At 68.0% G+C, this 23,557-nt stretch carries 23 protein-coding genes, 1 pseudogene and 2 riboswitches; of the genes and pseudogenes, 10 read left to right on the top strand and 14 right to left on the bottom strand.

Going from position 1 to position 23,557, the window contains the following annotated elements:
* The 5 genes from ACFVTM_RS19730 to ACFVTM_RS19750 form a co-directional block, all read right to left on the bottom strand.
* Positions 1-1,383 carry an MFS transporter gene (locus ACFVTM_RS19730; RefSeq protein ID WP_390205661.1) on the bottom strand — a complete coding sequence of 461 codons (1,383 nt, stop codon included), beginning with the start codon at positions 1,381-1,383 and terminating at the stop codon, positions 1-3.
* Positions 1,384-1,472: 89 nt separating this feature from the next.
* Positions 1,473-1,928 carry a MaoC family dehydratase gene (locus ACFVTM_RS19735; RefSeq protein ID WP_390205662.1) on the bottom strand — a complete coding sequence of 152 codons (456 nt, stop codon included), beginning with the start codon at positions 1,926-1,928 and terminating at the stop codon, positions 1,473-1,475.
* Between the two features lie 79 nt (positions 1,929-2,007).
* Complete coding sequence (locus tag ACFVTM_RS19740; RefSeq protein ID WP_390205663.1) at positions 2,008-3,252, bottom strand: acyl-CoA dehydrogenase family protein; 1,245 nt, start codon at positions 3,250-3,252, stop codon at positions 2,008-2,010.
* Positions 3,242-4,147 (bottom strand): amidohydrolase family protein, encoded by a 906-nt coding sequence (locus ACFVTM_RS19745; protein ID WP_390205665.1) that lies wholly within the window; start codon positions 4,145-4,147, stop codon positions 3,242-3,244. Before ACFVTM_RS19745 ends, ACFVTM_RS19740 begins: the two co-directional genes overlap by 11 nt.
* Before the next feature lies 1 nt (position 4,148).
* A complete protein-coding gene (locus ACFVTM_RS19750) occupies positions 4,149-5,087 on the bottom strand; it encodes an SDR family NAD(P)-dependent oxidoreductase (RefSeq protein ID WP_390205667.1) in 939 nt (312 codons plus the stop codon).
* Positions 5,088-5,211: 124 nt separating this feature from the next.
* Here ACFVTM_RS19750 and ACFVTM_RS19755 point away from each other — a divergent pair, with 124 nt between their 5' ends.
* The 4 genes from ACFVTM_RS19755 to pabB all read left to right on the top strand — a co-directional run bounded on the left by ACFVTM_RS19755 (position 5,212) and on the right by pabB (position 8,996).
* On the top strand, positions 5,212-5,691 hold the full coding sequence (locus ACFVTM_RS19755; RefSeq protein WP_390205668.1) for a MarR family winged helix-turn-helix transcriptional regulator: 480 nt from the start codon (positions 5,212-5,214) through the stop codon (positions 5,689-5,691).
* Positions 5,692-5,727: 36 nt separating this feature from the next.
* Positions 5,728-6,270, top strand: a complete 543-nt coding sequence (locus ACFVTM_RS19760) for an NUDIX domain-containing protein (RefSeq protein ID WP_390205670.1) — start codon at positions 5,728-5,730, stop codon at positions 6,268-6,270.
* A 75-nt stretch (positions 6,271-6,345) separates the two neighbouring features.
* Positions 6,346-6,906: a low molecular weight protein-tyrosine-phosphatase gene (locus ACFVTM_RS19765; RefSeq protein WP_390205671.1), complete on the top strand. Its 561-nt coding sequence runs from the start codon at positions 6,346-6,348 to the stop codon at positions 6,904-6,906.
* A complete protein-coding gene (gene pabB, locus ACFVTM_RS19770) occupies positions 6,903-8,996 on the top strand; it encodes an aminodeoxychorismate synthase component I (RefSeq protein WP_390205673.1) in 2,094 nt (697 codons plus the stop codon). The genes ACFVTM_RS19765 and pabB overlap by 4 nt, the downstream gene beginning before the upstream one ends.
* An 11-nt stretch (positions 8,997-9,007) precedes the next feature.
* Here the strand turns inward: pabB and mscL are convergent, their stop codons facing one another.
* Together mscL and cls are read right to left on the bottom strand one after the other, a co-directional pair.
* On the bottom strand, positions 9,008-9,415 hold the full coding sequence (mscL, locus tag ACFVTM_RS19775; RefSeq protein ID WP_390205675.1) for a large conductance mechanosensitive channel protein MscL: 408 nt from the start codon (positions 9,413-9,415) through the stop codon (positions 9,008-9,010).
* A gap of 89 nt (positions 9,416-9,504) precedes the next feature.
* Positions 9,505-10,980: a cardiolipin synthase gene (gene cls / locus ACFVTM_RS19780; RefSeq protein WP_390205676.1), complete on the bottom strand. Its 1,476-nt coding sequence runs from the start codon at positions 10,978-10,980 to the stop codon at positions 9,505-9,507.
* Positions 10,981-11,074: 94 nt separating this feature from the next.
* On the opposite strand from cls, the gene ACFVTM_RS19785 reads away from it, so the two are divergent.
* Positions 11,075-12,037 (top strand): aminodeoxychorismate lyase, encoded by a 963-nt coding sequence (locus tag ACFVTM_RS19785; RefSeq protein ID WP_390205678.1) that lies wholly within the window; start codon positions 11,075-11,077, stop codon positions 12,035-12,037.
* 64 nt (positions 12,038-12,101) lie between these two features.
* On the opposite strand, the pseudogene ACFVTM_RS19790 reads toward ACFVTM_RS19785, so the two are convergent.
* Positions 12,102-12,277, bottom strand: a pseudogene (locus tag ACFVTM_RS19790) (response regulator transcription factor); the annotation flags it as partial.
* Positions 12,278-12,758: 481 nt separating this feature from the next.
* Between ACFVTM_RS19790 and ACFVTM_RS19795 the strand changes: the two are divergent.
* Positions 12,759-13,007 (top strand): hypothetical protein, encoded by a 249-nt coding sequence (locus tag ACFVTM_RS19795; protein WP_390205679.1) that lies wholly within the window; start codon positions 12,759-12,761, stop codon positions 13,005-13,007.
* A 72-nt stretch (positions 13,008-13,079) separates the two neighbouring features.
* Here ACFVTM_RS19795 and ACFVTM_RS19800 read toward each other — a convergent pair whose 3' ends face one another.
* Positions 13,080-14,036, bottom strand: a complete 957-nt coding sequence (locus tag ACFVTM_RS19800; protein WP_390205680.1) for a hypothetical protein — start codon at positions 14,034-14,036, stop codon at positions 13,080-13,082.
* A gap of 388 nt (positions 14,037-14,424) precedes the next feature.
* Positions 14,425-14,539, top strand: a riboswitch (SAM riboswitch).
* Between the two features lie 35 nt (positions 14,540-14,574).
* On the opposite strand from ACFVTM_RS19800, the gene ACFVTM_RS19805 reads away from it, so the two are divergent.
* Genes ACFVTM_RS19805 through ACFVTM_RS19815 form a run of 3 tightly spaced genes read left to right on the top strand, consistent with a single transcriptional unit; the run spans position 14,575 to position 16,514 of the window.
* Positions 14,575-14,898, top strand: a complete 324-nt coding sequence (locus ACFVTM_RS19805) for a DUF1737 domain-containing protein (RefSeq protein WP_390205712.1) — start codon at positions 14,575-14,577, stop codon at positions 14,896-14,898.
* Entirely contained in the window at positions 14,895-15,305 is a 411-nt protein-coding gene (locus tag ACFVTM_RS19810) for a rhodanese-like domain-containing protein (protein WP_390205681.1), read from the top strand. The genes ACFVTM_RS19805 and ACFVTM_RS19810 overlap by 4 nt, the downstream gene beginning before the upstream one ends.
* Entirely contained in the window at positions 15,306-16,514 is a 1,209-nt protein-coding gene (locus ACFVTM_RS19815; RefSeq protein ID WP_390205682.1) for an O-succinylhomoserine sulfhydrylase, read from the top strand.
* Between the two features lie 72 nt (positions 16,515-16,586).
* Here the strand turns inward: ACFVTM_RS19815 and ACFVTM_RS19820 are convergent, their stop codons facing one another.
* The 5 genes from ACFVTM_RS19820 to ACFVTM_RS19840 all read right to left on the bottom strand — a co-directional run bounded on the left by ACFVTM_RS19820 (position 16,587) and on the right by ACFVTM_RS19840 (position 22,592).
* A complete protein-coding gene (locus ACFVTM_RS19820) occupies positions 16,587-17,780 on the bottom strand; it encodes a glutamate--cysteine ligase (RefSeq protein ID WP_390205683.1) in 1,194 nt (397 codons plus the stop codon).
* A 51-nt stretch (positions 17,781-17,831) separates the two neighbouring features.
* A complete protein-coding gene (locus tag ACFVTM_RS19825) occupies positions 17,832-19,355 on the bottom strand; it encodes a UDP-N-acetylglucosamine 1-carboxyvinyltransferase (RefSeq protein ID WP_390205684.1) in 1,524 nt (507 codons plus the stop codon).
* Between the two features lie 125 nt (positions 19,356-19,480).
* A complete protein-coding gene (locus ACFVTM_RS19830; RefSeq protein ID WP_390205685.1) occupies positions 19,481-20,284 on the bottom strand; it encodes an energy-coupling factor transporter transmembrane component T family protein in 804 nt (267 codons plus the stop codon).
* Complete coding sequence (locus ACFVTM_RS19835) at positions 20,281-21,903, bottom strand: ABC transporter ATP-binding protein (protein ID WP_390205686.1); 1,623 nt, start codon at positions 21,901-21,903, stop codon at positions 20,281-20,283. Before ACFVTM_RS19835 ends, ACFVTM_RS19830 begins: the two co-directional genes overlap by 4 nt.
* A gap of 41 nt (positions 21,904-21,944) precedes the next feature.
* Complete coding sequence (locus tag ACFVTM_RS19840) at positions 21,945-22,592, bottom strand: ECF transporter S component (RefSeq protein ID WP_390205688.1); 648 nt, start codon at positions 22,590-22,592, stop codon at positions 21,945-21,947.
* A 66-nt stretch (positions 22,593-22,658) separates the two neighbouring features.
* A riboswitch (TPP riboswitch) is annotated at positions 22,659-22,803 on the bottom strand.
* A 187-nt stretch (positions 22,804-22,990) separates the two neighbouring features.
* On the opposite strand from ACFVTM_RS19840, the gene ACFVTM_RS19845 reads away from it, so the two are divergent.
* Entirely contained in the window at positions 22,991-23,527 is a 537-nt protein-coding gene (locus ACFVTM_RS19845) for a heme-degrading domain-containing protein (RefSeq protein ID WP_390205689.1), read from the top strand.
* Positions 23,528-23,557: the final 30 nt, after the last annotated feature.

Raw genomic sequence — 23,557 nt, forward strand, 5'->3', positions numbered from 1 at the left:
CTAGTTAGACGGTAGTGCCTGCGACACGGGTTGGGACCCGACGGTCTGCAGATCGTTGTTCTTGGGCTCGCGCGTGAGCAGGATGAAGACGATCGACACGACAGACATGATGGCCAGGTACCAGACCACGGCGGCGGTATCCTGCCCGGAATCCTTGAAGATCTGAGCCACGATGCCCGGCGTGAACCCCGCCCCGAGGAGGGTGGCGAGCTGGTAGCCCAGCGAGGCGCCGGTGTAACGGGAGGTGGTGCCGAACTGCTCCGACACGAAGGCCGCGAGCGGGCCGAAGAGCGTGGAATGGATCATGAGGCCGACGGCGAACGCCACGAAGATCAGCCCGATGTTGTTCGAGGACAGGAGCTGGAACATCGGCGTGAGGTACAGGATGAACAGCACGAGCCCGCCGATCATCACCGGCCGCCGGCCCAGCTTGTCCGAGAGCCGGCCGCCCATGATCACGAAGGCGATGGACACGAAGGAGGCTGCGGCAAAGGCGTAGAGCACGCCCTGCCGGTCAGCGCCCTTGGAGACCGCGTAGGTCACGGAAAACGTCGCCAGCACCACCTGGAGCGCGAAACCTGCCGCTCCGGCCAGCATGGTGAAAATCAGCGTCTTGGGCCGGCGCAGGACATGCAGGAGCGGGATCTCGCGGCGCGCTGCGGCGCTGCTCTGCGATGGGTTGTTCGCGGCCGCCTCGGCCTCGATGGCCGCCTTGAAAATGGGGCTCTCGGAGACCTTGAGCCGGACAAACATGCCGATGCCCAGCAGGACGAAGGACAGCAGGAACGGCACGCGCCAGCCCCAGGCCAGGAACTGGTCGTTGGGCAGTGCCGCGAAGGCGCCCATGACCAGGGTTCCCAGCACCGCGCCGGTGGGGGCGCCGGCGTTGACGAAGGAGGCCGCGAAGCCGCGCTTGCCCGATTCCGAGTGCTCCAGCGCCATGAGGGCGGCGCCGCCCCACTCCCCGCCCACAGCGATGCCCTGACAGACGCGGAGGACCACCAGCATCACGGCACCCCAGGGTCCGGCCACCGAGGCCCCGGGCACCAGCCCGATCAGGGTGGAGGCGATGCCCATGACCAGCATCGAGACGATCAGCATGCCCTTGCGCCCGAGCCTGTCGCCAAAGTGGCCGAAGATAATGCCGCCCAGCGGCCGCGCGACATAGCCGGCAGCAAAGGTCCCGTAGGCGGCTACTACGCCCACCCATTCGTCCATGCCGGAGAAGAACACCTTGGGAAACACCACCGCGGCGGCCGTGGCGTAGAGCAGGAAGTCGTAATACTCGATGGTGCTGCCGAGATAGCTGGAGGCAATGACGGTCCGTGCTTCACGGCGACGCGTACCGGCGTCCATGGCCTTCAACTGCGAAATCTGGGACATCGTTGTTCCTTTTGGCAGAGGGATGGGGAGCAGAGGGATGGGGAGCAGAGGGATGGTGCAGCAGCCGTAGCCGCTGACGTAGAAGCGGCCTACTTGTAGAAGCGGGCGAGGAACTCGGCAACGACGGCGGGGCGCTCCTGGCCTTCGATCTCGATCGTGTTGGCCACCTTGATCTGGGCACCGCCCTTGACCTCGGTGACCTCTGCGATGGTTGCGCGCATGCGGATGCGTGAGCCCACCTTGACCGGGGAGGTGAAGCGGACCTTGTCGAGTCCGTAGTTGACCTTGGTGGTGACGCCGTCGACGTCGAACAGTTCGCCCCAGAACGGGATGATGAGCGAGAGGGTGAGGAAGCCGTGGGCGATCGTGGCGCCGAAGGGGCCGTCCTTGGCGCGTTCCGGGTCCATGTGGATCCACTGGTCGTCCCCGGTGGCGTCGGCGAATTTGTTGATCTGTTCCTGGGTGATTTCGCGGTAGTCGGTGGCGCCGAGGTCGGTGCCGGCGAGGGTGAGCAGTTTGTCGAAGTCGACGACGAGGTTGGGCATCTTTGCCTCCTGGTTGGGCTTGGTTTGTTGGTTCGGTGAAAGTACGACGGCGGGTGCCGGGTTCCGGGGTTGGTGCTGGTCAGCGGGTGAAGGCGCTTTCGCCGGTGAGGGCCCGGCCAATGATGAGTGCGTTGATCTCGTGGGTGCCCTCGTAGGAGTAGACAGCCTCGGCGTCGGCATGGAACCGGGCGACGTCGGACGCGAGCGTAATGCCGTTCCCGCCGACCACCTCCCGGGCCAGGGCCACGGTCTCGCGCATGAGCAGCGACGCCTGCATCTTGGCGAGGGCGGAGTCCTGGTCGCGGTAGATGCCCCTGTCCTGCTGTTCGGTCAGCCGGACCACCAGAGACAGGGAGGAGGTGACGTTGCCGAGCATCCGGGCCAGTTTCTCCTGGACCAACTGGAAGGATCCCAGCGGGCGGCCGAACTGCTGGCGCTGCGTGACGTAGCGGAGGGCCGCCTCGAAGGCCCCGGCGGAAATGCCGGTGGCGATCCAGGCGACGTCGGAGCGCATGGCCCGGAGCATCGCGGCGACGTCCCGGAAGGAGTTCACGTTGTGCAGGCGCATGGCTTCGGGAACCCGGACGCCGTCGAGGGTGATGTGGGCGTTCTGCATCATCCGCAGGGACGTCTTGCCGTGGATTTTCTCGAGCGTCACCCCCTCGGCCTGCCGGTCCACGAGGAACGCCTTGACCTGGTGGTCGGCAACGTCCCGGGCGAACACGGCCAGCACGTCGGCCGTGGCGGCGCCCCCGATCCAACGCTTAGCGCCGTCGAGAACCCAGTAGTCGCCGCCGCTGTCGCGGACCCGCCGCGCTGCGGTGGACAGCCCGCCGGCGATGTCTGAGCCGGATTCCGGTTCGGTCAGCGAAAACACGCCCTTCAGCGAGAAGTCAATGACTTTCGGCATCCATTCGGCCTGCTGCTCCGCCGACGCTCCCACCCGGATAGCCGTGCGGAACAGCCCGGCCTGGGCCGTGTACCAGGTGGCTAGAGAGGCGTCCGTCCTGGCGAGTTCGAAGATCCGGAAACCCTGGTAGATGCCCCGGGCGGGTCTGGATCCCGGGGCTCCGGTCAGTTCCGCCGGCTCCATGAGGTCCAAGTCAATCAGGGGCTGCGCCAGCTGCTCCGGGAACTCGCCGCGTTCCCAGTAGTCGGCCAGCAGCGGCTGTGCCTGCTCGTCGAGGAAGCTCCGCAGCCTGCCGAGAACGTGCCGCTCGCCGTCCGTGAGGAGGGATTCGGCGTCGTAGTAATCGCAGGCGCTGTACAGACGCTCTTGTGGCGCGGTCCCCCGGACCGCCTCGGGTCGGGCTTCAACGCTCAATTTGGCCTCCAAGGCCAAGCAGCCGGACCGCGTTGTCCTTGAGGATCTTCGGCCTGACCTCGTCCTTGAGCGGCAGGTCCGCGAAGGCGCCCAGCCACTTCTGCGGCGTGATCAGCGGGTAATCCGTTCCAAAGAGCACCTTGTCCTGCAGCACCGAGTTGGCCATGCGGACCAGCGACTCCGGAAAGTATTTCGGTGACCAGCCGGACAGGTCGATGAACACGTTGGCCTTGTGCGTGGCGATCGAATTGGCCTCGTCCTGCCACGGCACCGAGGGGTGGGCCATGATGATCTGCAGCTCCGGGAAGTCGGCGGCAACGGCGTCGAGCAGGAGCGGGTTGGAGTAGGCCAGCTTGATGCCGTAGCCGCCTGGAAGGCCGGCGCCCATGCCGTTCTGGCCAGTGTGGAAGATGGCCGGCAGCCCCAGTTCCTGGAGCGTTTCCCAGAGCGGGTAGAACTGCTCGTTGGACGGATCGAAGCCCTGCAGGCTCGGGTGGAACTTGAAGCCCCGGGCGCCGAGATCGATTGCCTGGTGCTTGGCACCCTGGATGGCCTCGGCGCCGGTGCGGGGGTCCACGCTGCCGAAGGGGATCAGGACGTCGTTGTTGCGGGCGGCGCCGGCGATAAGTTCCGGGATGCTGTTGGGCTCGTGCTTGAGCTGGGTCCGGGCGTCCACGGTGAAGACGACGGCGGCCATGTTCAGTCCGCGGTAGATCTCCGCGATCCGGTCCAGCGACGGAGTGCGGTCCTCGGCCCTGAAGTACTTGGCGGAGGCCTCGGTCAGGGCCGCCGGCAGGGATCCGTGGCCGCAACTGTCCACTTCGAGGTGCACGTGCATGTCGATCGCATCGAGCTTCGCGGCGTCGATACCGAGTTCGTAGCGCTGGGCAGCCATGTCAGCGGGCCCCGGCCGGCTCTGCCGGCTTCAGGTCTTCCGGCAGCGGCAGGAAGTCCTCGCCGACGCTTTGGAGTTTGTCGCCAAACAGCGCACCGAAGCTCTCGACGAGATCCTGGTAGCCCCAGCCGCCCTCACGGTACTCGGTGGCCGCGGCCTCGGGGTGGGTCCAGACCTGCAGCCGGTCACCGCCCGCGCCGATCGCCTGGCCGGACACCCCGGCAGCCGCGTCGGAGGCGAGGAAGGCGACGAGCCCTGAGACGTCGTCGGCTGTGCCGAAGCCCAGCTCGTGGCGGAAGAAGGACGGCATGGCCTCTCCGCGGTCATCCGCCTCAACGGCTTTCTGGAAGTACGGGACGGTCCTGGTCATGGCCGTGGCGGCCACCGGGATGACGGCGTTGGCCGTGACGCCGGCCTTTTTCATTTCCAGCGCCCAGGTCCGCACCATGCCCACGATCCCGGCCTTCGCGGCGGCGTAGTTGGTCTGGCCGAAGTTGCCCCGCTGGCCTGTCGGTGAACCGATGGTGATGATGCGGCCGGGGATACCGTGCTCCTTGAAGTAACCGAAGGCCTCGCGGACGCAGGTGAAGGTGCCGCGCAGGTGGACGTTGATGACCGCGTCGAAGTCCTCGTCCGTCATCTTCAGCAGGCTCTTGTCCCGCAGGATGCCCGCATTGGTGACGAGGATGTCGAGGCGGCCAAACTCACTGACGGCTGCCTGCACCAGTTGCCGGGCAACCTCGGAGCTGCCCACCGGGGCAACGACGGCGGCGGCCCGGCCGCCGTCGGACTCGATGGTCCGGACGGCTTCGGCGGCGACCTCCGCGTCGACGTCGTTGACGATGACGGCGGCGCCCCGGCGGGCCAGCTCCCGGGCGTAGGCGAGGCCCAGGCCCCGTCCGCTGCCGGTGACGATTGCTACCTTGCCTGTCAGGCTCATTGCCGCTCCCTTGCTAGCTGCCTTGTGCATCCTGCCGTTCCGCGTGGGATGCTGTTCTGTATCCATGAAAATATGGATAGTTGAAAAAGTCAACGATTTATTTTTTGGACTATTGGAGTTGTTCATGGCAACCGAAGTGGACGAACAGCTGGAGAGCGCACCAGCCGAGAAGCTCGTGGCGGCGACGATCAGCCAGGATGCAGGGTTCCTGCTCGCCAAACTGCACGCCGCGGGCTCGGTCCTGAACAACCGAGCGCTGGCCGGGTTCGGCCTCAAGGAGCGCTCGTACTCGGTGCTCGCACTGGCCAACTCCGACCTGGAGCCCACGCAGCGCGAGATGGCGGAGTTCCTCAGCCTGGACCCCAGCCAGATCGTCGCCATCATCGATGAACTGGAAAAGCGCGGGCTGGTCCTTCGGGCCCCGGGCAAACAGGACCGGCGGGCCAAAATTGTCACCGCGACGGCGGAGGGGTCCGCCCTGTTCCGCCAGGCGGAAGCGGCCGCGCGCGCGGCGGAAGCCGCTGCCCTGACCGGCCTCAGCGGCCCCGAGGTCACCGCACTCAAGGGCCTGCTCCGCAAAGCTTTGTGGGGACCGGCGTCCTAATCCGCCACCCGACTACGCTTGGGAGCAGGAGGTGCCATGACCGTTCGGAGCGCGGGCATTTTGCTGTACCGGCTGGGCACTGAATCCCAACAGCCCAGTACACCACCCCAACGGACCGGCGCACCGCAGCTGGAAGTCTGGATAGCCCACATGGGCGGACCCTTCTGGGCCCGCAAGGAAACCCAGGCGTGGTCCATCCCCAAGGGGGAATACCCGGCTGACGAGGACGCGCTGGTGGCCGCGCACCGCGAGTTCGCGGAGGAAATCGGCACGCCGGCACCCGCCGCCGACTACCAACGGCTCGGCGACTTCCGGCAGCCCTCCGGCAAGGTCATCACGGTCTTCACCGCGGAATCGGACTTTCAGCCCGAGCGAATCGTGAGCAACACCTTCGAGCTGGAGTGGCCGAGGGGATCCGGCAAGGTCAGCAGCTTCCCCGAAATCGACCGCGCCGAATGGACCGCGGAGCCCTCGGCCCGGTCCAGGCTGGTCAAGGGCCAACTGCCGGTCCTCGACGCGTTGGTCCGGCACCTTGGTCTTGGCCCGGCGGCACGCGATTCCGGCCATGACAAGGAGTGAATATCAATTGACACGTTTTGTAACACTTCGGGGGCATCCGCTAGCCAAGACGTCCGGGATCATTCATGCTTAGCTATGACCTCAATGTCGAGCCAGTACCGGATCATCGCGGTCTGCACCGGAAACATCTGCCGGTCTCCGATGGCCGAACTCATGCTGGCGGAGGCATTCCGGGCCGGGCACCTCACGGAGGTCATCGTCGATTCCGCCGGCACCACCGCTTATGAGGCCGGCCGGCCCATCGATCCCCGGGCCGCGCGCAAACTCACCGCCCAGAACATCGCCTCGGACCGCCATATGGCGCGCGAATGGCGCCCCGAATGGTTCGCCGGCCGGGATCTGATCCTGGCACTCGACGTCGACCACTACGGTTGGCTCCGTCAGGGCGCCCCGGACCCCGAATCGCTTGCCAAGATCCGCATGCTCCGCAGCTTCGACCCCGCAGTGGCGGACAAGGACCCGCTGGAGCAGGGCATCGAGGACCCCTGGTACGGCGGCCACACCGACTTCGACACCACCTGGGACCTCATCCGGGCCTCAGTTCCGGGGATTGTGGAGCACGTCCGCACACAGATTCAGCGGCAGGACGGGCAACATCACGGCAGCGAAGGCCAGCGGGTACGCTCTATTTCATGAGCCCAGCACCCGTCATCATCGCAATCGACGGGCGGTCCGGCTCCGGCAAGACAACCCTGGCCATCGAACTGGCGGCACGGCTCAGGGAACACCACAAGGTCTCGCTCTTCCACCTGGAGGACATCTATCCCGGCTGGAACGGGCTTGCGGCCGGGATCGAACGCTACGTCACCACCGTGCTTTCGCCCCTGCGGCGCGGGGAGAGTGCGGAATGGGTCAGCTGGGACTGGGAGCGGCATTACGACGGCGAGGCCCGCACCACGCGTCCGGCCGAAATTGTCCTGGTGGAGGGCGTCGGTGCGGCCGCGGCCGCGGCACGCCCCCTGCTGGACGCCGTGATCTGGGCGGACTCCTCGGACTCCGAGCGCCGGGCCCGGGCGCTGGCCCGGGACGGCGACACCTACGAACCGTTCTGGGACCAATGGGCTGCCCAGGAGGCCGAGTGGCTGGCCGACGACGACGTCCCCGCCCGCGCGGATGTGCACGTGCTCAACCTGGCCGATGGCACCGCCCCCGACGACGTCCTGCAGGCCCTGCAGTACCTTCCCGCCGTCGCCCCCGCCCTGCTGCCCGAACTCGCCGCCCGGCGCGGCCTGCACCTGGTCGCAGAACGGATCGACGCCCAGCCCGAGGCCGCGCAGCTGTTTGCGGCGCTCTTCGGCGGGTCGGCCAACGCCGTGTGGCTCGACTCCTCGCTGGACCCTGCAGGCCTCGCCCCGGAGGCCGCGGAGCGCAGCCGCTTCAGCATCCTGGCCGACGACGGCGGCCGCTTCGGCCAGGCCGTCCGGCACAGTTCCGGACAGACCCGCGTCAGTGCGGGCCAGGCTTCCGTGACCACCGACGGCCCGTTCTTCCGCTGGCTGGACGGCGCCTGGGGACGCCGCGCGCTTCGCGCCCCGGAGGAATACCCGTGCGAATTCGCCCTGGGCTGGCTCGGGTACCTGGGCTATGAGCTCAAGCGCGAAACCGGCGGCAATGATGTTGCCGCCAACACGCCGGACGCCTGCCTGATCTTCGCCGGCCGTGCCGTTGTCCTTGACCATGCCGAGGACACGGTCTGGCTGCTGACCCTGGACGCATCCGACGCCGACGGCTGGCTCGAGGCGGCCCGCACGGCCGTCGCCGCGGCCGCCCCGGGCCACGCCGCCCCGGCGCATGTCTCCCCGGCAACGGACTTCACCGGCCGCCCCGGTGCAGCCGTTGCTGCCCCGCGCGCCACTGCCCCTCTCTTCACTGCCCGGGACACGGAAGCCGGCTACAAGGCCAAGGTCACCGAGGCCCAGCGTGAGATTGCGGAGGGCAACACCTACGAGGTCTGCCTGACCACGGCGCTCACAGCGGCCTCGCCCGAAGAAGTGGAGGGAACGGAGCCGTGGCAGACGTACCTGGACCTGCGGCGCCGCAACCCGGCCCCTTTCGCCAGCTACCTGCGGTTCGGCGACCTCGCCGTGGCGAGCACGTCGCCGGAGCGCTTCCTGCAGATCGCCGCGGACGGCAGGATGCGGGCCGAACCGATCAAGGGCACGCGCCGCCGGGATCCGGACCCGGGCGCGGATGCTGCCCTGCGGCGGGAACTGGAGTCTTCGGCCAAGGACCGCGCGGAAAACATCATGATTGTGGACCTGCTGCGCAATGACCTCAGCCACTTCGCCGTCCCGGGTTCGGTGGCCGTCAGCCGGCTGTGCGCGATCGAGAGCTACGCCACCGTGCACCAAATGGTGAGCACCATCGACGCCCAGCTGCGGCCCGGACTGCCCCGGGCCGAGGCTGTCGCCGCCTGCTTCCCCGCCGGTTCGATGACCGGCGCCCCGAAGGTCAGCACCATGGCCATCCTGGACCGGCTGGAAGCCGCGCCGCGAGGCGTGTACTCCGGTGCGATCGGCTATTTCTCCCTCAACGGTGCCGCGGACCTCTCCGTGGCGATCCGGACCCTGGTGATCACCGACCACGGCGACGGCGCGCGGGAACTGAGTCTCGGCGTCGGCGGCGCCGTCACCGCCGACTCCTCCCCGCAGGAGGAGTACGAGGAAGTCCGGACCAAGGCGTTCGGCGTCCTCTCGGCCCTGGGCGCCGGGTTCCCCCAAGGCTGAGTGCAGAGGTTCTAGTGGCGCCGCTCTTGTTGCAGGGAGTCGCGGATTTCGGTGAGCAAGGCGATCTGTGGATCTTCCGCCGCCTCTTCCTTGACGTCCGGGTTGATGCCGAGGCGCCGGTTGCGGCGTTCAACCATGTGGTTCATGGGCACGACAATGACGAAGTAGATGGCCGCGGCCACCAGGAGGAAGTTGACGACTGCGGTGAGCAGCACGCCGAAGTTGATGTCGTTTCCGTTCAGGGTCACGACGGCGAAACTGTCGAAGTTGGGCGAACCGACCAGGGCCGCAATGAACGGCATGAGGACGCTCTGGACCAGGGCCGTGACGACGGTGCCGAAGGCCGCACCAATCACGACAGCTACGGCAAGGTCTACGACGTTGCCCTTCATGATGAAATTCTTGAATCCGGTCAGCATAAGCCTCAAGCTACCCCACGTTGATGCGGCATCTTGTGACCTTGGCCTGAAATTCCGGTGCCATCGATGCGACGGGAAAGCGTTCCGGGTTACTGCAGGGTTGCGCTCAGCCGCGCCACGTTGTCCACATATTTGACCTTCATGGGCCGTTTCATCCAGTCCTCGAGCAAAAGTTCGTGCGAGATGCTGCGGTAAGTGTCCTCCACGGCTCGGATCCGCTGCACAATGTCCTCGCCGAGGAGCATCACGGAGACCTCGAGGTTCAGCGAGAAGGAGCGCATGTCCATGTTGCTGGAGCCGAGCACGGCAACCTCGTTGTCGATGGTGAAGTGCTTGGCGTGCAGCACGAAGGGCGCCTTGTAAAGGTAGATCCGCACGCCTGCCTCGAGCAGGGCCTGGTAGTACGACTGTTGCGCGTGGTGGACGAGGAACTGGTCGCCCTTTTCCGAGACGAAGAGTTCCACCTCGACGCCGCGCTGCGCCGCCGTCGTCACCGCATAAAGCAGCGAGTCGTCCGGGACGAAGTACGGGCTGCACAGCGAGACCTTGTGCTGCGCCGAGTAGATCAGGGTGTTGAAGAGCCGCAGGTTGTTCTCCGTAATGAACCCGGGGCCGCTGGGGACCACCTGGGCCGTGATGTTTCCGGGGTGGGACTCCGGCTCGTGTTCGAGCTGCTCCTCCAGGGATTCGTCGGTTTCGCTAAGCCAGTCGGTCGCGAACACCACGTTCAAGGTGGTGACGATCGGCCCGCGCAGGCAGGCCATCAGCTCCACCCATTCGCGGCCCACCTTGCGGTGCTTGGGATTGTTGTAGGACGGCTCGATCAGGTTCTGCGATCCGGTGAACGCAATCTCGCCGTCGATCACCATGATCTTGCGGTGGTTGCGGAGGTCCGGGCGGCGCCACTGGCCGTGCACCGGGCGCAGCGGCAGCATGGGCCGCCAGCGGATCTTGCTGGCGTTGAGCCGGGCCTTCAGCTGGCGGTAGCCCTTGATCCGGAGCGTGCCGAGGTGGTCGAACAGGACGCGGACCTCGACGCCGCGCTCCGCCGCCTCCTCCAGCGCGGTGAACAGGTCGTCGGTGACGTGGTCCGTGCTCATGATGTAGAACTCGGCGTTGACGAAGGACTTGGCGCCGCGGACCGCCTCGGCCATGGCCTTGATCGAGTCGGGGTAGCCGGGCAGGAGCTCCACGCTGTTGCCGTCCACCATCGGCAGCGATCCCAGTGTCTTGTTCAGTTCAGCGGCAGATGCCACCCATTCCGGCCCGCCGTAGCGGCTCTCCACGGCCTGCAGCTCCGACGTCCCGGCCCGGATCCGGGTGTTGACCGCGTCCTGCTGGGCGCGGCGGCGGCGGGAGAGCCGGAAATTGCCGAACAGCAGGAACAGGATCAGGCCCAGCGTCGGCACAATGAAGATGCCCAGCAGCCAGGCCATCGCCGTGGTGGGCCGCCGGTTTCCGGGGATAATGCCCAGGGCAAGCACGCGGATGGCGACGTCGACCAGGGTCAGGATCAGAGCCGCCCACGGCGGTAAAGTTTCCGCCAGCGGAAATGGCCACAACACAGGCGAACCCCTCAAAGTACAAAGCCCGCGGAACAGTTCCAGAACGGGCAACGAGCAAATCCTATCCCGGGACCACCGAGACTAAGCTGGAGCCATGACCTCTCCCGCCTCCATTCCTGCGCCCGCGACCGTACTGGTGTTCCTCGACCCCGCGTTCGACGGCGGCCGCATTGCCGACGCGTCGAAGCCGCAACTGATGGCCACGGACCTCGGCGCCACCCGCGGCGACGGCGTTTTCGAATCGCTGCTGGCTGTGGGCGGCAGGCCCCGCAAGATCCAGGCGCACCTGACCCGGCTGGCGAGCTCGGCCCGGCTGCTCGAGCTGGACATCCCGGCCGGGGACCTCTGGCGGCGGGCAGTGGAAACGGCCATCGGCGAGTTCCGGCGGCAGGATCCCGCCGCGGCTGCCGGGGGAGGCAAGGACGAGGTCGTGGTGAAGCTGCTCGTCACCCGCGGCCCGGAGGGCGCCTCGGCCCCCACCTGCTGGGTCCAGGCCTCCGCCCCCGCGGCCGCCGGCCGCCGGCAGCGCGAGACCGGAATAGACGTCATCCTGCTGGACCGAGGCTACGACAGCGAAGTCGGCGAGCGCGCCCCCTGGCTCCTGCTTGGCGCCAAGACCCTCTCCTACGCCGTGAACATGGCGGCGCTGCGCTACGCCCACCAGCAGGGCGCCGACGACGTCATCTTCACGTCCGCGGACGGCCGGGTCCTGGAGGGACCGACGTCGACCGTGCTGCTGGCCCACCTGGAAACCGTTGACGACGGCGCCGGCGGCGTGCGGACCATCCGGCGGCTCATCACCCCGCAGCTGGACAGCGGCATCCTGCCGGGCACCTCACAGGGCGCCCTGTTCACCGCCGCGAAGGCCGCCGGTTGGGAGCTGGGCTACGGCCCGCTGGAGCCCAAGGACCTGCTGGACGCCGACGCGGTCTGGCTGATCTCCAGCATCCGGCTCCTGGCGCCGGTGAACCACATCGACGGCCAGGAAATCGGCACCCCGGAACTGCGGCGGCAGCTCACGGCCGAACTCAGCGAGCTGTTCGCCACGATCGAATAGCATCGCAGCCGGATCCGTCCCGGTCCGGCCCTGGTGTCCCGGGTTCTCCCCGGATACCACTCAGCTACCGGATGCCGCGGCTGTGCGCCAGTGCGATTGCCTCCGTCCGGGAGCGGACATCGAGCTTGCGGAACAGGTTGCGGACGTGGAACTTGACCGTGTTTCGCTGATGTGGAGTGCTGCGGCGATTGTTCGGTTCCGTTGCCCGGCAGCCAGGAGTTGGAGGACCTCGAGCTCCCGCCTGCCCCTTCGAAATCGCCGGGCGCGGGAGTCGGTGGCTTCCGCGCCGTTCGCGCCGAGGATCCCCAAGGAGACGAAGTTGGCACGTCACCCGGACCGAAGTGCCGACTTCTCCTGGAACCATATTGCGGGACGGCTTGCAGCAAGGCCTGAAGACCCTGTCCGCCACACGGGCTAAGTGGGACGATCCATCCATGAGCGTGAGCCAGGAACAGTCCGCGCGGGAGCAACGCCTGCAGGGGACCCGGCTTAGACGCGAACCGCACATTGGCGCGCGCGAGCCGTCACCGTCCGGCCGCTAGGGCACGCGGTTGACGGTCCGGAGCCCGGTTGAGCCGATCCCGTAACCGCGGTGGCGCGGGATCCTGCTTGGCCCATGGCGTCCGGAACCGCGGAAGTGGCCTGGGACCACATGCCGCACAGCTGCAGAACGTATCGGCAGCATTCAGGGAATCGCCCTCTCGCTATGAACGGCAGTCCAATGGATCAGGCAACCCTTGTTGGCTACGCATTCGGCTATCTTGTAACCCTCGTCGCCGTTTTCATTTTGTGTTTGCCCTTCATAATCGGGCTAGTGCTGCTCATGCTCCTGGCGGGTGTCGTGCGGCTCATCCTCCTCGTGGCGACTGCCCTGACCGTTGGGCTGATCGGGCTGTTCAAGAGCGCGCGCAACAACCCCACCGGCAACCCGCGCCGGGCCCCACACGGAACCGATCTCATCGCGCACTGAGCGTCCGCGCAGACTGCGTCCACACTGGCCGGCGCCGGATCCTCAGCCCAGGTCGACTCAGCCCAGGGCGACTCAGCCGAGGGCGTCGGCGGGAACTGCCGGGCACCGCCGGAAGGACGCCGGGTTGAACGCCGGGAGCATGAAGGTTGCCAGCACGGCGTCGAGCATCTCCGGGGCCCAGGTGCTGTTCTCCCCCAGGGTCGCGCACACGCCCAGCACCACGGGGGTCCCGTCCGCGCGGCGGCGGATCTGGACCTGCACAGGCCCGGTCAGCCCGAGGGTGCGGACGGCGGCCAGCCCCAGCTTCCGCACGTCCCCGGCCTGGCCCGCCGGCACCCTGCGGCTTACTTCGTCGCTGCCGGCCCGTCCATACGGGGTTTTGGTCTTTTCGAGAACCACGGCCACCGGCGCCATCGCGTTGCGCGCCGGCGTGCCGAACACCAGGCACACGTAGTCGGCTCCCGGGATGAACTCCTGGACAATTTGCCCGGTCGGCATATTCTTCCAGCTCACGACGGCGGTTCCGGCCAGCACGTGGACACCGTGGGAGCCTTTGAAGACCCGAGGCTTGACGACGACGGGGCCGCTGAGGCCGGCGAGCGATGCCGGCGCGGCGGCGAGGTCGCCCGGGACCCCGAACCGGGGCACCGGAATGCCGGCGGCCTGCAGCGCCCAGGTGGTGAACAGCTGATCGTTGGCGAGGGCAACCGCCGCAGGGTCGCCTACGATGATCCGCACGTCCTGGGCGAACCCGGCCCGGGCCGCGGCCAGGACCGGAAGTTCCACGGTGAGCGTCGGGATGATGAGGTTGATGGCTTCGCGGTCCACGAGCCGGCGCAGGTCCAGGACCATGTCCGGGTCCGTCGCCGGCAGGAGCCTGACCACCGCCGCCGCCGGAGCATCCCCGTCCTGGCGGGTGTCGGCACGGGCGTCGGAGCCGAGATACGGCAGGCCGCGGGCTTCGAGCTGGGCCGCGACGGTCCGGCCGGCAGCACTTGCGATCCCGGTAACCAGTATTCGCGGGCCCACGATTGCTCCATTCCGGCGTCCCCGGCTGGGCCGCGGCTGCGGCTCCGGCGGTTCCAGCCACCGATTTGCTGACAACGAATTACTGGAAAGACGGTTCGATTAGCGGGACTGCTCATTTCACGGACTGCTCGAATCACGGACCGCTCAATTCACGGACTGCTCGAATCTGCCGCCACTCCGGCAGACTCGGCAGACCTGTCCTCCTAGTAGACGGCGGATCGTCCCGGCCAACACGAGTGGGCAGTACCCGAAACTGGGGCCCGCTACTACTTGTCCAGTGCGCCCCGTTCGTTCCACCAGCCGGCATTGGTAGTTGGACGTCGTCCGGTTACGGAACATGACGACGGCGGCGGTGCGGCCCGACGTCGTAGGTGTTACGTTTTTGGGGAGTAATGAGAACCGGCGCCAAGCCCTGACTGGCCGGTCGGCAACCCTCCCTTTCGCGGCGGGGTGCCTCAGGTGAATACTCGGCATATCGACCATTCGAGCTGCAAGCGTGAAGAGGAGATCCGTCGTGCCCGACACGTCCACCCCCGCAATACCCGGTACAACCGCTGCCCCCAGTGCGGCAAAGGCTTCAACCGCCGGCGAGGAAAAGCTGGCCTACCGCCTGTTCACCGGGGCGGATGACCGCGCCTTCTGTGAGCGGGTATCGGCAGCCCTGGCCGAGGGCTATGTCCTGCATGGAAGCCCGGCCGCCAGCTTCAACGGCAGCACCGTGATCGTGGCGCAGGCGCTGGTCCTGCCGGCCGCGATTGCGAGCGCGGACGCCGCAGTGGCGAATGCAGTCGATGAGCTCGACGCCGACGACTTTGACGCCGACGGGTTTGGCGCCGACGGGGCATTCGAGGGCCACGCATGAGCTACGCCGGAGACCTCAGCCCGAATGAGGCGTGGGCCAAGCTGGAGGCGGGAGCCGTTCTGGTGGATGTCCGGACCGAGGGCGAATGGGCCCACATCGGCATCCCGGACACTAAGGGGACTGACAACGATCCGCTCTTCATCCAGTGGAACGTCGCCGGCGGCGCCCCGAACCCGCACTTCGTGGAGCAGCTAAAGCGGCAGGCGCCGGAGGACACCGGCGTCGAGCTCCTGTTCCTGTGCCGCTCCGGTGCCCGGTCGATCGCCGCCGCGACGGCCGCGGCACAGGCCGGCTACACCGCGTACAACGTTCTTGAAGGCTTCGAAGGCGAGACTGACCGGTTTGGCGAACGCACCGTCAACGGCTGGAAGAACCGCGGCCTGCCCACCAACCTTGGAAAGATTTAAGTGACTTTCAATCCCGACGCCGCCGCCTGGTCCGCCGACACCCAAGCCGTCCGCGGCGGCCTCGACCGCACCGGCTTCCAGGAAACCACCGAGCCGATTTTCCTTAACTCGGGGTTCGTCTACGAGTCCGCGGCGGCCGCCGAGCGCGCCTTCACCGGCGAGGACGAGCGCTTCGTCTACTCCCGCTACGGCAACCCGTCCGTCGCCACGTTCCAGGAGCGGCTCCGGCTGCTAGAGGGAACGGAGGCGTGTTTTGCGACGGCCTCCGGCATGTCCGCCGTCTTCACCGCACTCGGTGCGCTGCTGGCGGCCGGCGACCGGGTGGTCGCCGCCCGCTCGCTGTTCGGCTCGTGCTTTGTGATTCTCAACGAGATCCTGCCGCGCTGGGGGGTCGAGACGGTCTTCGTGGACGGCCCGGACCTGGAGCAGTGGGAAGCTGCGCTGTCCGAGCCCACCACGGCGGTGTTCTTCGAGTCGCCGTCGAACCCGATGCAGGAACTCGTGGACATCGCCGCCGTGAGCCGGCTGGCTCACGCGGCGGGCGCTACGGTGGTGGTGGACAACGTCTTCGCCACCCCGCTGCTGCAGCGTTGCGGGGACCTCGGCGCGGACGTGATCGTCTACTCGGGCACCAAACACATCGACGGTCAGGGACGCGTGCTCGGCGGGGCGATCCTGGGCACCAAGGAATTCATTGACGGGCCCGTCAAGCAGCTCATGCGGCACACCGGCCCGGCGCTCTCCTCCTTCAACGCCTGGGTACTCACCAAGGGCCTGGAGACCATGGCCCTGCGCGTGAACCATTCCTCGGCCACGGCCCTGCGGCTGGCCGAGTGGCTCGAGGGACAGCCCGCGGTGAGTTGGGTGAAATACCCGCTGCTGCGGTCCCACCCGCAGCACGAACTCGCGGTAAAGCAGATGAAGGCCGGCGGCACCGTGCTCACGCTGGAGCTTTCGCCTTCCCCGGGACGCACCGCGAAGGAGGCAGCCTTTGCGCTCCTGGACGCGCTGCGGATCATCGACATCTCCAACAACCTTGGCGACGCGAAGTCCCTGATCACGCACCCGGCCACCACGACGCACCGCGCGATGGGCCCCGAAGGCCGCGCGGCAATCGGGCTCAGCGACGGCGTGGTCCGGCTTTCGGTGGGCCTGGAGGATGCCGAGGACCTTATCCGGGACCTCGGCCAGGCTCTCAAGCAGGTCTAGCGCTCAAGCAGGTCCAGCGCTCAAACGGGTATCGGCCCGCCGGAGCTGAGCCGGCGCCGGCTCCGGCTCGGCTCAGCCCCGGCGCACCGGGCCCAGGGACGAACCCTCGTCGAGCCGGGGCTCGGTAACGGAGCCCTGCGTGGTCATTTCGGCGGCACGTTCGACGACGGCGGGCAGCCCGCCTACCCGGAACGGCCCGCGCTGCAGTTGCGAGCCGGTGCCCTCCGCCAGGATCCGGGCGACGCCCTCCCGGACCAGGTCCAGCTCGCCCTGTTCTTCCAGCACTGGGGCCACAAAGTCCACGAGTGCCCAGACCACGTCCGTAGCCGGGGCAGGGGTGAAGGTGCCGAAGTCCAGCAGCTCCCCGCGCAGCCCGCAGTTGCTGGCCTGCCAGGCGGCCATCCGCAGCAGCAGCGTGGGCACCGGGGCGGGATCGACGCCGTCGTTCCATTCCCGCGACGCCGACTCCACGAGGGCGCGCACCAGCACGGCGATCAGCGCCGCGTCCTCGGCCCGCAGGCAGACATCGGCGACCCGGACCTCCACGGTGGGATGCTGCCGGGCCAGCCGCGCGTCGAAGTAGACCATTCCCTCGTCCATCAGGACGCCGCTTTCCACCAGCCGGGTCACCACCCGCCGGTAGACCGGCAGGCTCCCGAAAATCATCGTGGGACCGGACCCGGGCCAGCGGTTCCAGGCCTGGGTGCGGTAGCTTTCGAAACCCGTCTCCGCGCCGTTCCAGTACGGGGAATTCGCGCTGAGGGCGATCAGCACGGCCAGCTTGTCCCGGATCCGGTCCATCACGGCCACGCCTTCCTCCGGGGAATCCACGAAGGTGTGGACGTGGAGGCCGCAGGTCAGCTGGTTCCGGACTGTGAGCCCGAAACGTTCCTGCATGGTCATGTAGCGCGGTTTCGGCGTCAGGTGGGTCGCGGCACCCTGGGGTGAGGTGGCCAGGGCTGCGACGCGGCCGCCGTGGAGCCGCGCTGCCCGGTCCGCAAGCGCCCGGCCGTGCCTGAGCTGCCGCAGCAGTTCGGTGTACTCCAGGCACGGATGCGTCTGGGTCTCGATCTGTTCGAGCTTGAGCTCGTAGCTGAAGTCGGCGCCGCCCTCGTAAACCGGCCTCTGTGCCGGGAGAACCTTGGCGACCTCCGGATGCGGCAGCTGCGGAACCAGCGTTGGCAGCATGAGGTCAGCGAGGGCAAGCAACATCCCCGACTCGGGGTCCACTATCAGCAGTTCTTCCTCCACGCCGAACGTGCGCATGAATCTATTGTGCGTCAGGATCGGTCGAAACGCCCCTACACCAAAGCGGGGTCAGTCTTGGAAATACTCGATCTTGGCGCCGATGGTGTTGAGCCGCTCGGCCAGGTCCTCGTAGCCGCGTTCAATGACATAGATGTTCCGCAGCTCCGAGACGCCACGGGCCGCCAGCATGGCCAGCAGCAGGCATGCCGCAGGACGGAGTGCCGGCGGGCAGCCCACCTCGGCGGCACGCCACTTGGTGGGCCCGTTGACGTAGATTCGGTGGGGATCGAGCAGCTGCACCTGCGCGCCCAGTTTGTTCAGCTCGGTCAGGTAGATGGCCCGGTTCTCGTAGACCCAGTCATGGATCATGGTCTGGCCGTGGGCGTTGGCGGCGATCACCGCGAAGAAGGGCAGGTTGTCGATGTTCAGGCCGGGGAACGGCATGGGGTGGATCTTGTCCTCCGGCGCCCGCAACTCCGAGGGCTTGGTGGTGACGTCCACCAGTCGGGTGCGGCCGTTGCGGGCAAAGTATTCCCCCGAGACCTCAAGCCGCTGGCCCATCTGCTCGAGCGTCGCGAGTTCAATTTCCATGAACTCGATCGGCACGCGGCGGATGGTGACTTCCGAGTTCGTCACAATGCCGGCGGTAATGAGGCTCATCGCCTCGATCGGGTCCTCGGACGGGAAGTATTCGATGTCGACGTCGATCGACGGCCGGCCGGTGATCTGCAGCGTGGTGGTGCCAACGCCTGCGATTTCCACGCCGAGCATCTGCAGGTAGAAGCAGAGGTCCTGGACCATGTAGTTGGGGCTGGCGTTGCGGATGATGGTGGTGCCGCGGCGGTGGGCTGCGGCCATGATGGCGTTCTCCGTGACGGTGTCGCCGCGTTCGCTCAGCACGAAGGAGCGGTTGTGGCCGTCCGACGGCGGCGCCTGCACCGCATAGAACCCGGACTTCGCTTCCACGCTGAGGCCGAACTGGCGCAGGGCCTGCATGTGCGGCTGCACGGTGCGGGTGCCAAGGTCGCAGCCGCCGGCGTAGGGCAGCCGGTAGGTGTCGGCCTCGTCCAGCAGCGGGCCCAGGAGCATGATGACGCTGCGGGTCCGGCGGGCCGCCTCCACGTCCATCGATGCCAGGTCCAGGACGGCGGGGCGGCGGATCTGGAGGTCGTTGGCGTTGAGCCAGGTGCACTCGACGCCGATGCTGGTCAGCACCTCCACGATCCGGTTGACCTCCTCAATCCGGGCCAGCCGCCGCAGCGTGGTGGTGCCACGGTTGATGAGGCTGGCGCACAAGAGCGCGACGCCGGCATTCTTGCTGCTGTTGACGTCCACCGCGCCGGAGAGGGTGCGGCCGCCCTCGACGCGGAGGTGCGTCATTTGGGGCCGGCCCACGTTGACGATGCTGTGCCCGACGATCGCCTCCAGGCGCTGGATCATCTTTAGGCTCAGGTTCTGCTTGCCCTGCTCCATCCGGGCAATGGCGCTCTGGCTCGTGCCGAGCTCGGCGGCGAGTTGGCCCTGGGTCCAGCCCTTGGCCCCGCGCGCTTCGCGGAGCAGGAGGCCTACGTGTTCAGCAGTCGGTTGAGTCATGTCCCGAAAATATCACGCATGAGCTACGCGTTCCCGCAATTGCGGCCGGAATGGCGTCAATCTCACACAAATACCCAAACCATGCGATAACCGTCCGTTTGCGGTGGGCGTGCCGGCCGAGCCGGCTACTGCCGGGCGAGGAAGACGAGGTTCCAGGTGCCCGCGCCGAGGGCCGCGGCGACGGCGGCTGCCGCGATGCCGAGCCCGCCCAGCAGCACCCAGGCGTCGAGCCCGCTGAACGTTGACGGCCTGGCCCAGGTGCGGGCGGCGCCGCCGAACCCGCGCGCCTCCATGGTCACCGCGAGCCGCGACGCGCTCCGGATCGCCTGCACCAGCAGGCCGAAGCTCTGGCCCAGGGCGGCGCGGAACCGCTGGTAGGGGTTCCCGCTCGAGCCCACGCCACGGGCCCGCCGGGCCATGCCGATCGTCTGCCATTGCTCGGCCATGATCCCGACGAGCCGCATGGCGGCCAGGGTGCCCAGGACGAACCGGTGCGGCAGTTTTGCGTTCTGGGCCAGGGCGTCGGCCAGGTCGGTGGGGTCGGTGCAGCTCATCAGCAGCACCGCCGGCAGCGCGATCGCGAGCCCGCGGAGCATGAAGCCGATCCCCAGCTGCAGGGAGCCGGCGCTGATGGACCAGATCCCGGCGTCGACCAGGATGGACCCGGCGTCGGGCGCCAGGATGGCGGTGCTCCAGCCGCCCAGCGCCGCCGCGAGCATCAGCGGCCAGCCGCGCTGCCACAGCAATGCCACTGTGAGGCCGGCCAGCGGCAGGAGCAGCAGCTCGAAGGCCAGCGCCACCGACGCCGAGACCCAGTCGATGGACAGTGCCAGGACCAGGGTGATCAGGAAGACCGCAGAAAACTTGGCGAGCGGGTTGGCGCGGGTCAGCAGCGCGTGGTTGCCGCGGAGGCTCAGTGCGTCCCTCATGGCGAGGCCCCCTCCGTGAGTTCAAGGTCCGGGCCGGGAGCTTCCGCGGCGGCGGCTTCCCGCGGGCGGAGGCGCAGTTCCGTGCCGCCGAGGACGGCGCTGAATTCGGCGTCGTGCGTCACGGAGACGACGGCGGTGCCAGCGTCCAGGAGCTCGGACAGGAACGAGGCGAGTTCGGCCCAGGTGTTGGCATCCTGGCCGAAGGTGGGCTCGTCCAGGACCAGCACCCGGGGGTGCGCCGCGAGCACGGTGGCGACCGACAGGCGCCGCTTCTCGCCGCCGGAGAGCGTATAGGGGTTGGCGTCCACGAGTTCCGTCAGCCGGAGCCGTTCCAGCAGCTCGGCCACGCGTTCTTCGCCGTAGCCGAGGTGGCGGGGGCCGAACATGAGCTCATCGAGGACCCTGCCGGTGACGAACTGGTGCTCGGGTTCCTGGAACACGGTTCCGATCCTGGCGATCAGTTGCTGGGCCTTCCACCGGTACGGATCGGTGCCGGCGCCTCCGGGACCGCTGCTGGGACCACCGGTGAGCTCCGCCGCGGTCGTGACCGTGCCGGCGACGGGCCGCAGGAGACCTGCCAGCGTGAGCGCCAGGGTCGACTTCCCCGAGCCGTTCGGCCCGGTAATGGTCAGGGCTTCGCCGGCGCGGACCTGGGCCGATACCCCGGACTGGACCGGACGCGGCGCGATCGTGCGGAAGCGCTCGCGCAGCCCGGCCCGCCGCGGCCGCTCGCGGGACACCGCGAGGCTTTCCGCCTCCAGCAGGAGCTGCCCTAAGCCCGGCGCCCGCCGCCGCGTCCGCGTCGCCGGCACGTGGCCCGGCACCCAGACGCCGGCACCGATGAGCATGTCCCGCGCCTCGGCGAGGACCCGGTCCGGCGGCCCGTCGATCAACACAGCGGAGTCCGTGGCGGACCCGGGCTGCAGCACCACGATCCGGTCCACGAGGTCCTTCCAGACCGCCACCCGATGCTCCACGACCACCAGGGTGGCGCCGGTCTTGTCCAGGCAGCGGCCCACGGCGTCGCGGACCTCCAGGACTCCCGCGGGGTCCAGGTTGGCCGTCGGCTCGTCCAGCAGCAGCAGCCCTGGGCGCATCGCGAGGATCCCGGCGAGCGCCAGCCGCTGCTTTTGCCCGCCGGAGAGCGCCGACGTCGGATGGTCCAGCGGCAGACTGCCCAGCCCGACGTCGTCGAGCGCCTCGCCCACCCGCGGCCAGATCTCCGCCGCGGGGACGGCAAGGTTCTCGGCCCCGAAGGCGACGTCGTCGCCGAGGCGGGAGAGGACCACCTGCGTTTCCGGGTCCTGCTGCACAAGCCCGGCGCGGCCGCGCTGCGCCCGTGGCGGGGCGCCGTCGATCAGCAGGCTTCCGGTCTCGTCTGAATCTTCGGCGTCTCCCGCCGGTCCCGAAGCGCCGGCCGCGCCGTCCCCCAGCACGCCAGCCAGGGCATGGAGCAGCGTCGATTTGCCGGCGCCGGAGGGGCCCAGCAGGAGCACGCGCTCCCCCGGCCGGATGTCCAGGTCAAGGCCGCTGACGGCGGGCCGGGGCCTTCCGGCATGCCGCCAGCCCCAGCCGCGGGCCGTGACGGCGGCCGGCCGGACTCCCGGTGAAGGTCTCATGAGTCGTCTGCAGGTTTCAGCTGTAGGTTCGCGAAGTCGGCTCAGGAGAAGACGGGCTCCGTGGCGGCCTTGCGGGAGGCAAAGGAGCCCAGCACTCCGGTCTTGGCCAGGCCTCGGGTGGCGAGCCAGGACAGTCCGCCGGCAATCACTGCTCCGGAGATGGTGGTGAAAACGATGTACGCGAGCTTGTCGCCGGCTTCGTAGGCGATGTTCCAGCCCCACGGCAGGAACGAATCGTTCAGGCCGCAGAAGAGGCCCGCACCCGCCCCGGCCAGCAGCGATACCGGCAGGTTGAACTTCTTGTAGAGGAAGGCCGCGAAGACCAGCTCCGCGCCGAGGCCCTGCAGGACACCGGAGATCAGCACCGTGGTGCCGTACTGGGAACCCATGATGAGTTCGCCCGTGGCCGCCACGGTTTCGCAGAAGAGCGCTGCGCCCGGCTTGCGGATGATGAGCATGCCCAACACGGCGGGGATCATCCAGCCGCCGGCGTAGAGTCCACTGAGCGGCGGGTAGATGGCGTTGACCGGGGTTGAAATTAGGTTCGCGCCCTGGGACCAGGCCCAGAAAATGACGCCGCCGGCAACGGCGATCAAGGCGGCCACCACAATGTCCACCACACGCCAACTGTAGTTGCGGCGGGCGGATGAGCGGCTGGCGGAACCAGGCTGTGCTGAAATATCTGTCATGTCGTCCTCCTGGGGAACAGGAGGGGAGGATGCTCCGGCCGGCCGCGGCCTCCGCCGCCCTCCGCGCACCCTGAGATCTCGACTCCCTTGCGCCGGTACTAACCGGATCAGGTTCGAGGGTCTGCGGCTGTCCGCACTCTCAGCGCCCACCAGCGGTTTTCCCCGGATTTTTCCGGTGATGCCCGACGGCGGCGCTCCCCTGTCGTAAATTATTCTGCCCTTGTGGGCTGGCTCAGTTTACACCCGGACGGCCGGGTTTTCAGTGGTGTGCCGTCACAATCCGGGACCGGGCAAAGCGGGTCACCGCGGCCAGGAATTGCCGCTTGGTAGAGTCGACCTGTCGGACACCCGGACCCGCCTGCGGGCGGCCTAGTCACGCACCGGAAAGCTGGATAATTTTGACGCTCACACCAGATCCCTCCGGGGAATACGACCCCGACTCGAGCGAGCCGCAGCCGCAGGGATCCCTTGCGGCGCTCATCGGCCGCGTGCTGGCCGAGATGGAGGCCCTCCAGTTCGCCTCGTTCAGCAAGGACGACGCCCTGGACCTCGGGCTCCTCCTCGTGGAGCTGGGCAGGCAACGCTCGCTGCCCATCGCCGTCGACATCACCAAAGGCGAGCAGGTGCTCTTCCACGCCGCCCTGGACGGCGCCACGCCGGACAACGAACGCTGGATCAACGCCAAGAAGCGCACTGCAATGCGGTACGAGGTCCCGTCCCTGCTGGTGGGCCTGCGCGCCCGCGCTGCCGGCGGCAGGATCGAGGACAACGCCTGGTTCGACCAGATGGAGTTCGCCGCCCACGGCGGAGCGTTCCCCATCTACGTCCGCGGCACGGGCGCCGTCGCCGTCGTCACCGTCTCGGGCCTGCCCCAGAAGGCGGACCACGATCTTGTGGTCGAGGCCCTGCGGAACGTCATCACACCGGAACGCTAGGCTAGGGGAAGCCCCTGTTCCCGCCCGAAG

Source organism: Arthrobacter sp. NPDC058130 (assembly GCF_042884475.1).
GTDB lineage: Bacteria > Actinomycetota > Actinomycetes > Actinomycetales > Micrococcaceae > Arthrobacter.

Excerpts from the sequence above, each read along its gene's own strand:
- ACFVTM_RS19730 (WP_390205661.1), bottom strand. The coding sequence starts at position 1,383 with ATGTCCCAGATTTCGCAGTTGAAGGCCATGGACGCCGGTACGCGTCGC.
- ACFVTM_RS19735 (WP_390205662.1), bottom strand. The coding sequence starts at position 1,928 with ATGCCCAACCTCGTCGTCGACTTCGACAAACTGCTCACCCTCGCCGGC.
- ACFVTM_RS19745 (WP_390205665.1), bottom strand. The coding sequence starts at position 4,147 with ATGGCTGCCCAGCGCTACGAACTCGGTATCGACGCCGCGAAGCTCGAT.
- ACFVTM_RS19750 (WP_390205667.1), bottom strand. The coding sequence starts at position 5,087 with ATGAGCCTGACAGGCAAGGTAGCAATCGTCACCGGCAGCGGACGGGGC.
- ACFVTM_RS19755 (WP_390205668.1), top strand. The coding sequence starts at position 5,212 with ATGGCAACCGAAGTGGACGAACAGCTGGAGAGCGCACCAGCCGAGAAG.
- ACFVTM_RS19760 (WP_390205670.1), top strand. The coding sequence starts at position 5,728 with ATGACCGTTCGGAGCGCGGGCATTTTGCTGTACCGGCTGGGCACTGAA.
- ACFVTM_RS19765 (WP_390205671.1), top strand. The coding sequence starts at position 6,346 with ATGACCTCAATGTCGAGCCAGTACCGGATCATCGCGGTCTGCACCGGA.
- pabB (WP_390205673.1), top strand. The coding sequence starts at position 6,903 with ATGAGCCCAGCACCCGTCATCATCGCAATCGACGGGCGGTCCGGCTCC.
- mscL (WP_390205675.1), bottom strand. The coding sequence starts at position 9,415 with ATGCTGACCGGATTCAAGAATTTCATCATGAAGGGCAACGTCGTAGAC.
- ACFVTM_RS19785 (WP_390205678.1), top strand. The coding sequence starts at position 11,075 with ATGACCTCTCCCGCCTCCATTCCTGCGCCCGCGACCGTACTGGTGTTC.
- ACFVTM_RS19795 (WP_390205679.1), top strand. The coding sequence starts at position 12,759 with ATGGATCAGGCAACCCTTGTTGGCTACGCATTCGGCTATCTTGTAACC.
- ACFVTM_RS19810 (WP_390205681.1), top strand. The coding sequence starts at position 14,895 with ATGAGCTACGCCGGAGACCTCAGCCCGAATGAGGCGTGGGCCAAGCTG.
- ACFVTM_RS19820 (WP_390205683.1), bottom strand. The coding sequence starts at position 17,780 with ATGCGCACGTTCGGCGTGGAGGAAGAACTGCTGATAGTGGACCCCGAG.
- ACFVTM_RS19825 (WP_390205684.1), bottom strand. The coding sequence starts at position 19,355 with ATGACTCAACCGACTGCTGAACACGTAGGCCTCCTGCTCCGCGAAGCG.
- ACFVTM_RS19830 (WP_390205685.1), bottom strand. The coding sequence starts at position 20,284 with ATGAGGGACGCACTGAGCCTCCGCGGCAACCACGCGCTGCTGACCCGC.
- ACFVTM_RS19835 (WP_390205686.1), bottom strand. The coding sequence starts at position 21,903 with ATGAGACCTTCACCGGGAGTCCGGCCGGCCGCCGTCACGGCCCGCGGC.
- ACFVTM_RS19840 (WP_390205688.1), bottom strand. The coding sequence starts at position 22,592 with ATGACAGATATTTCAGCACAGCCTGGTTCCGCCAGCCGCTCATCCGCC.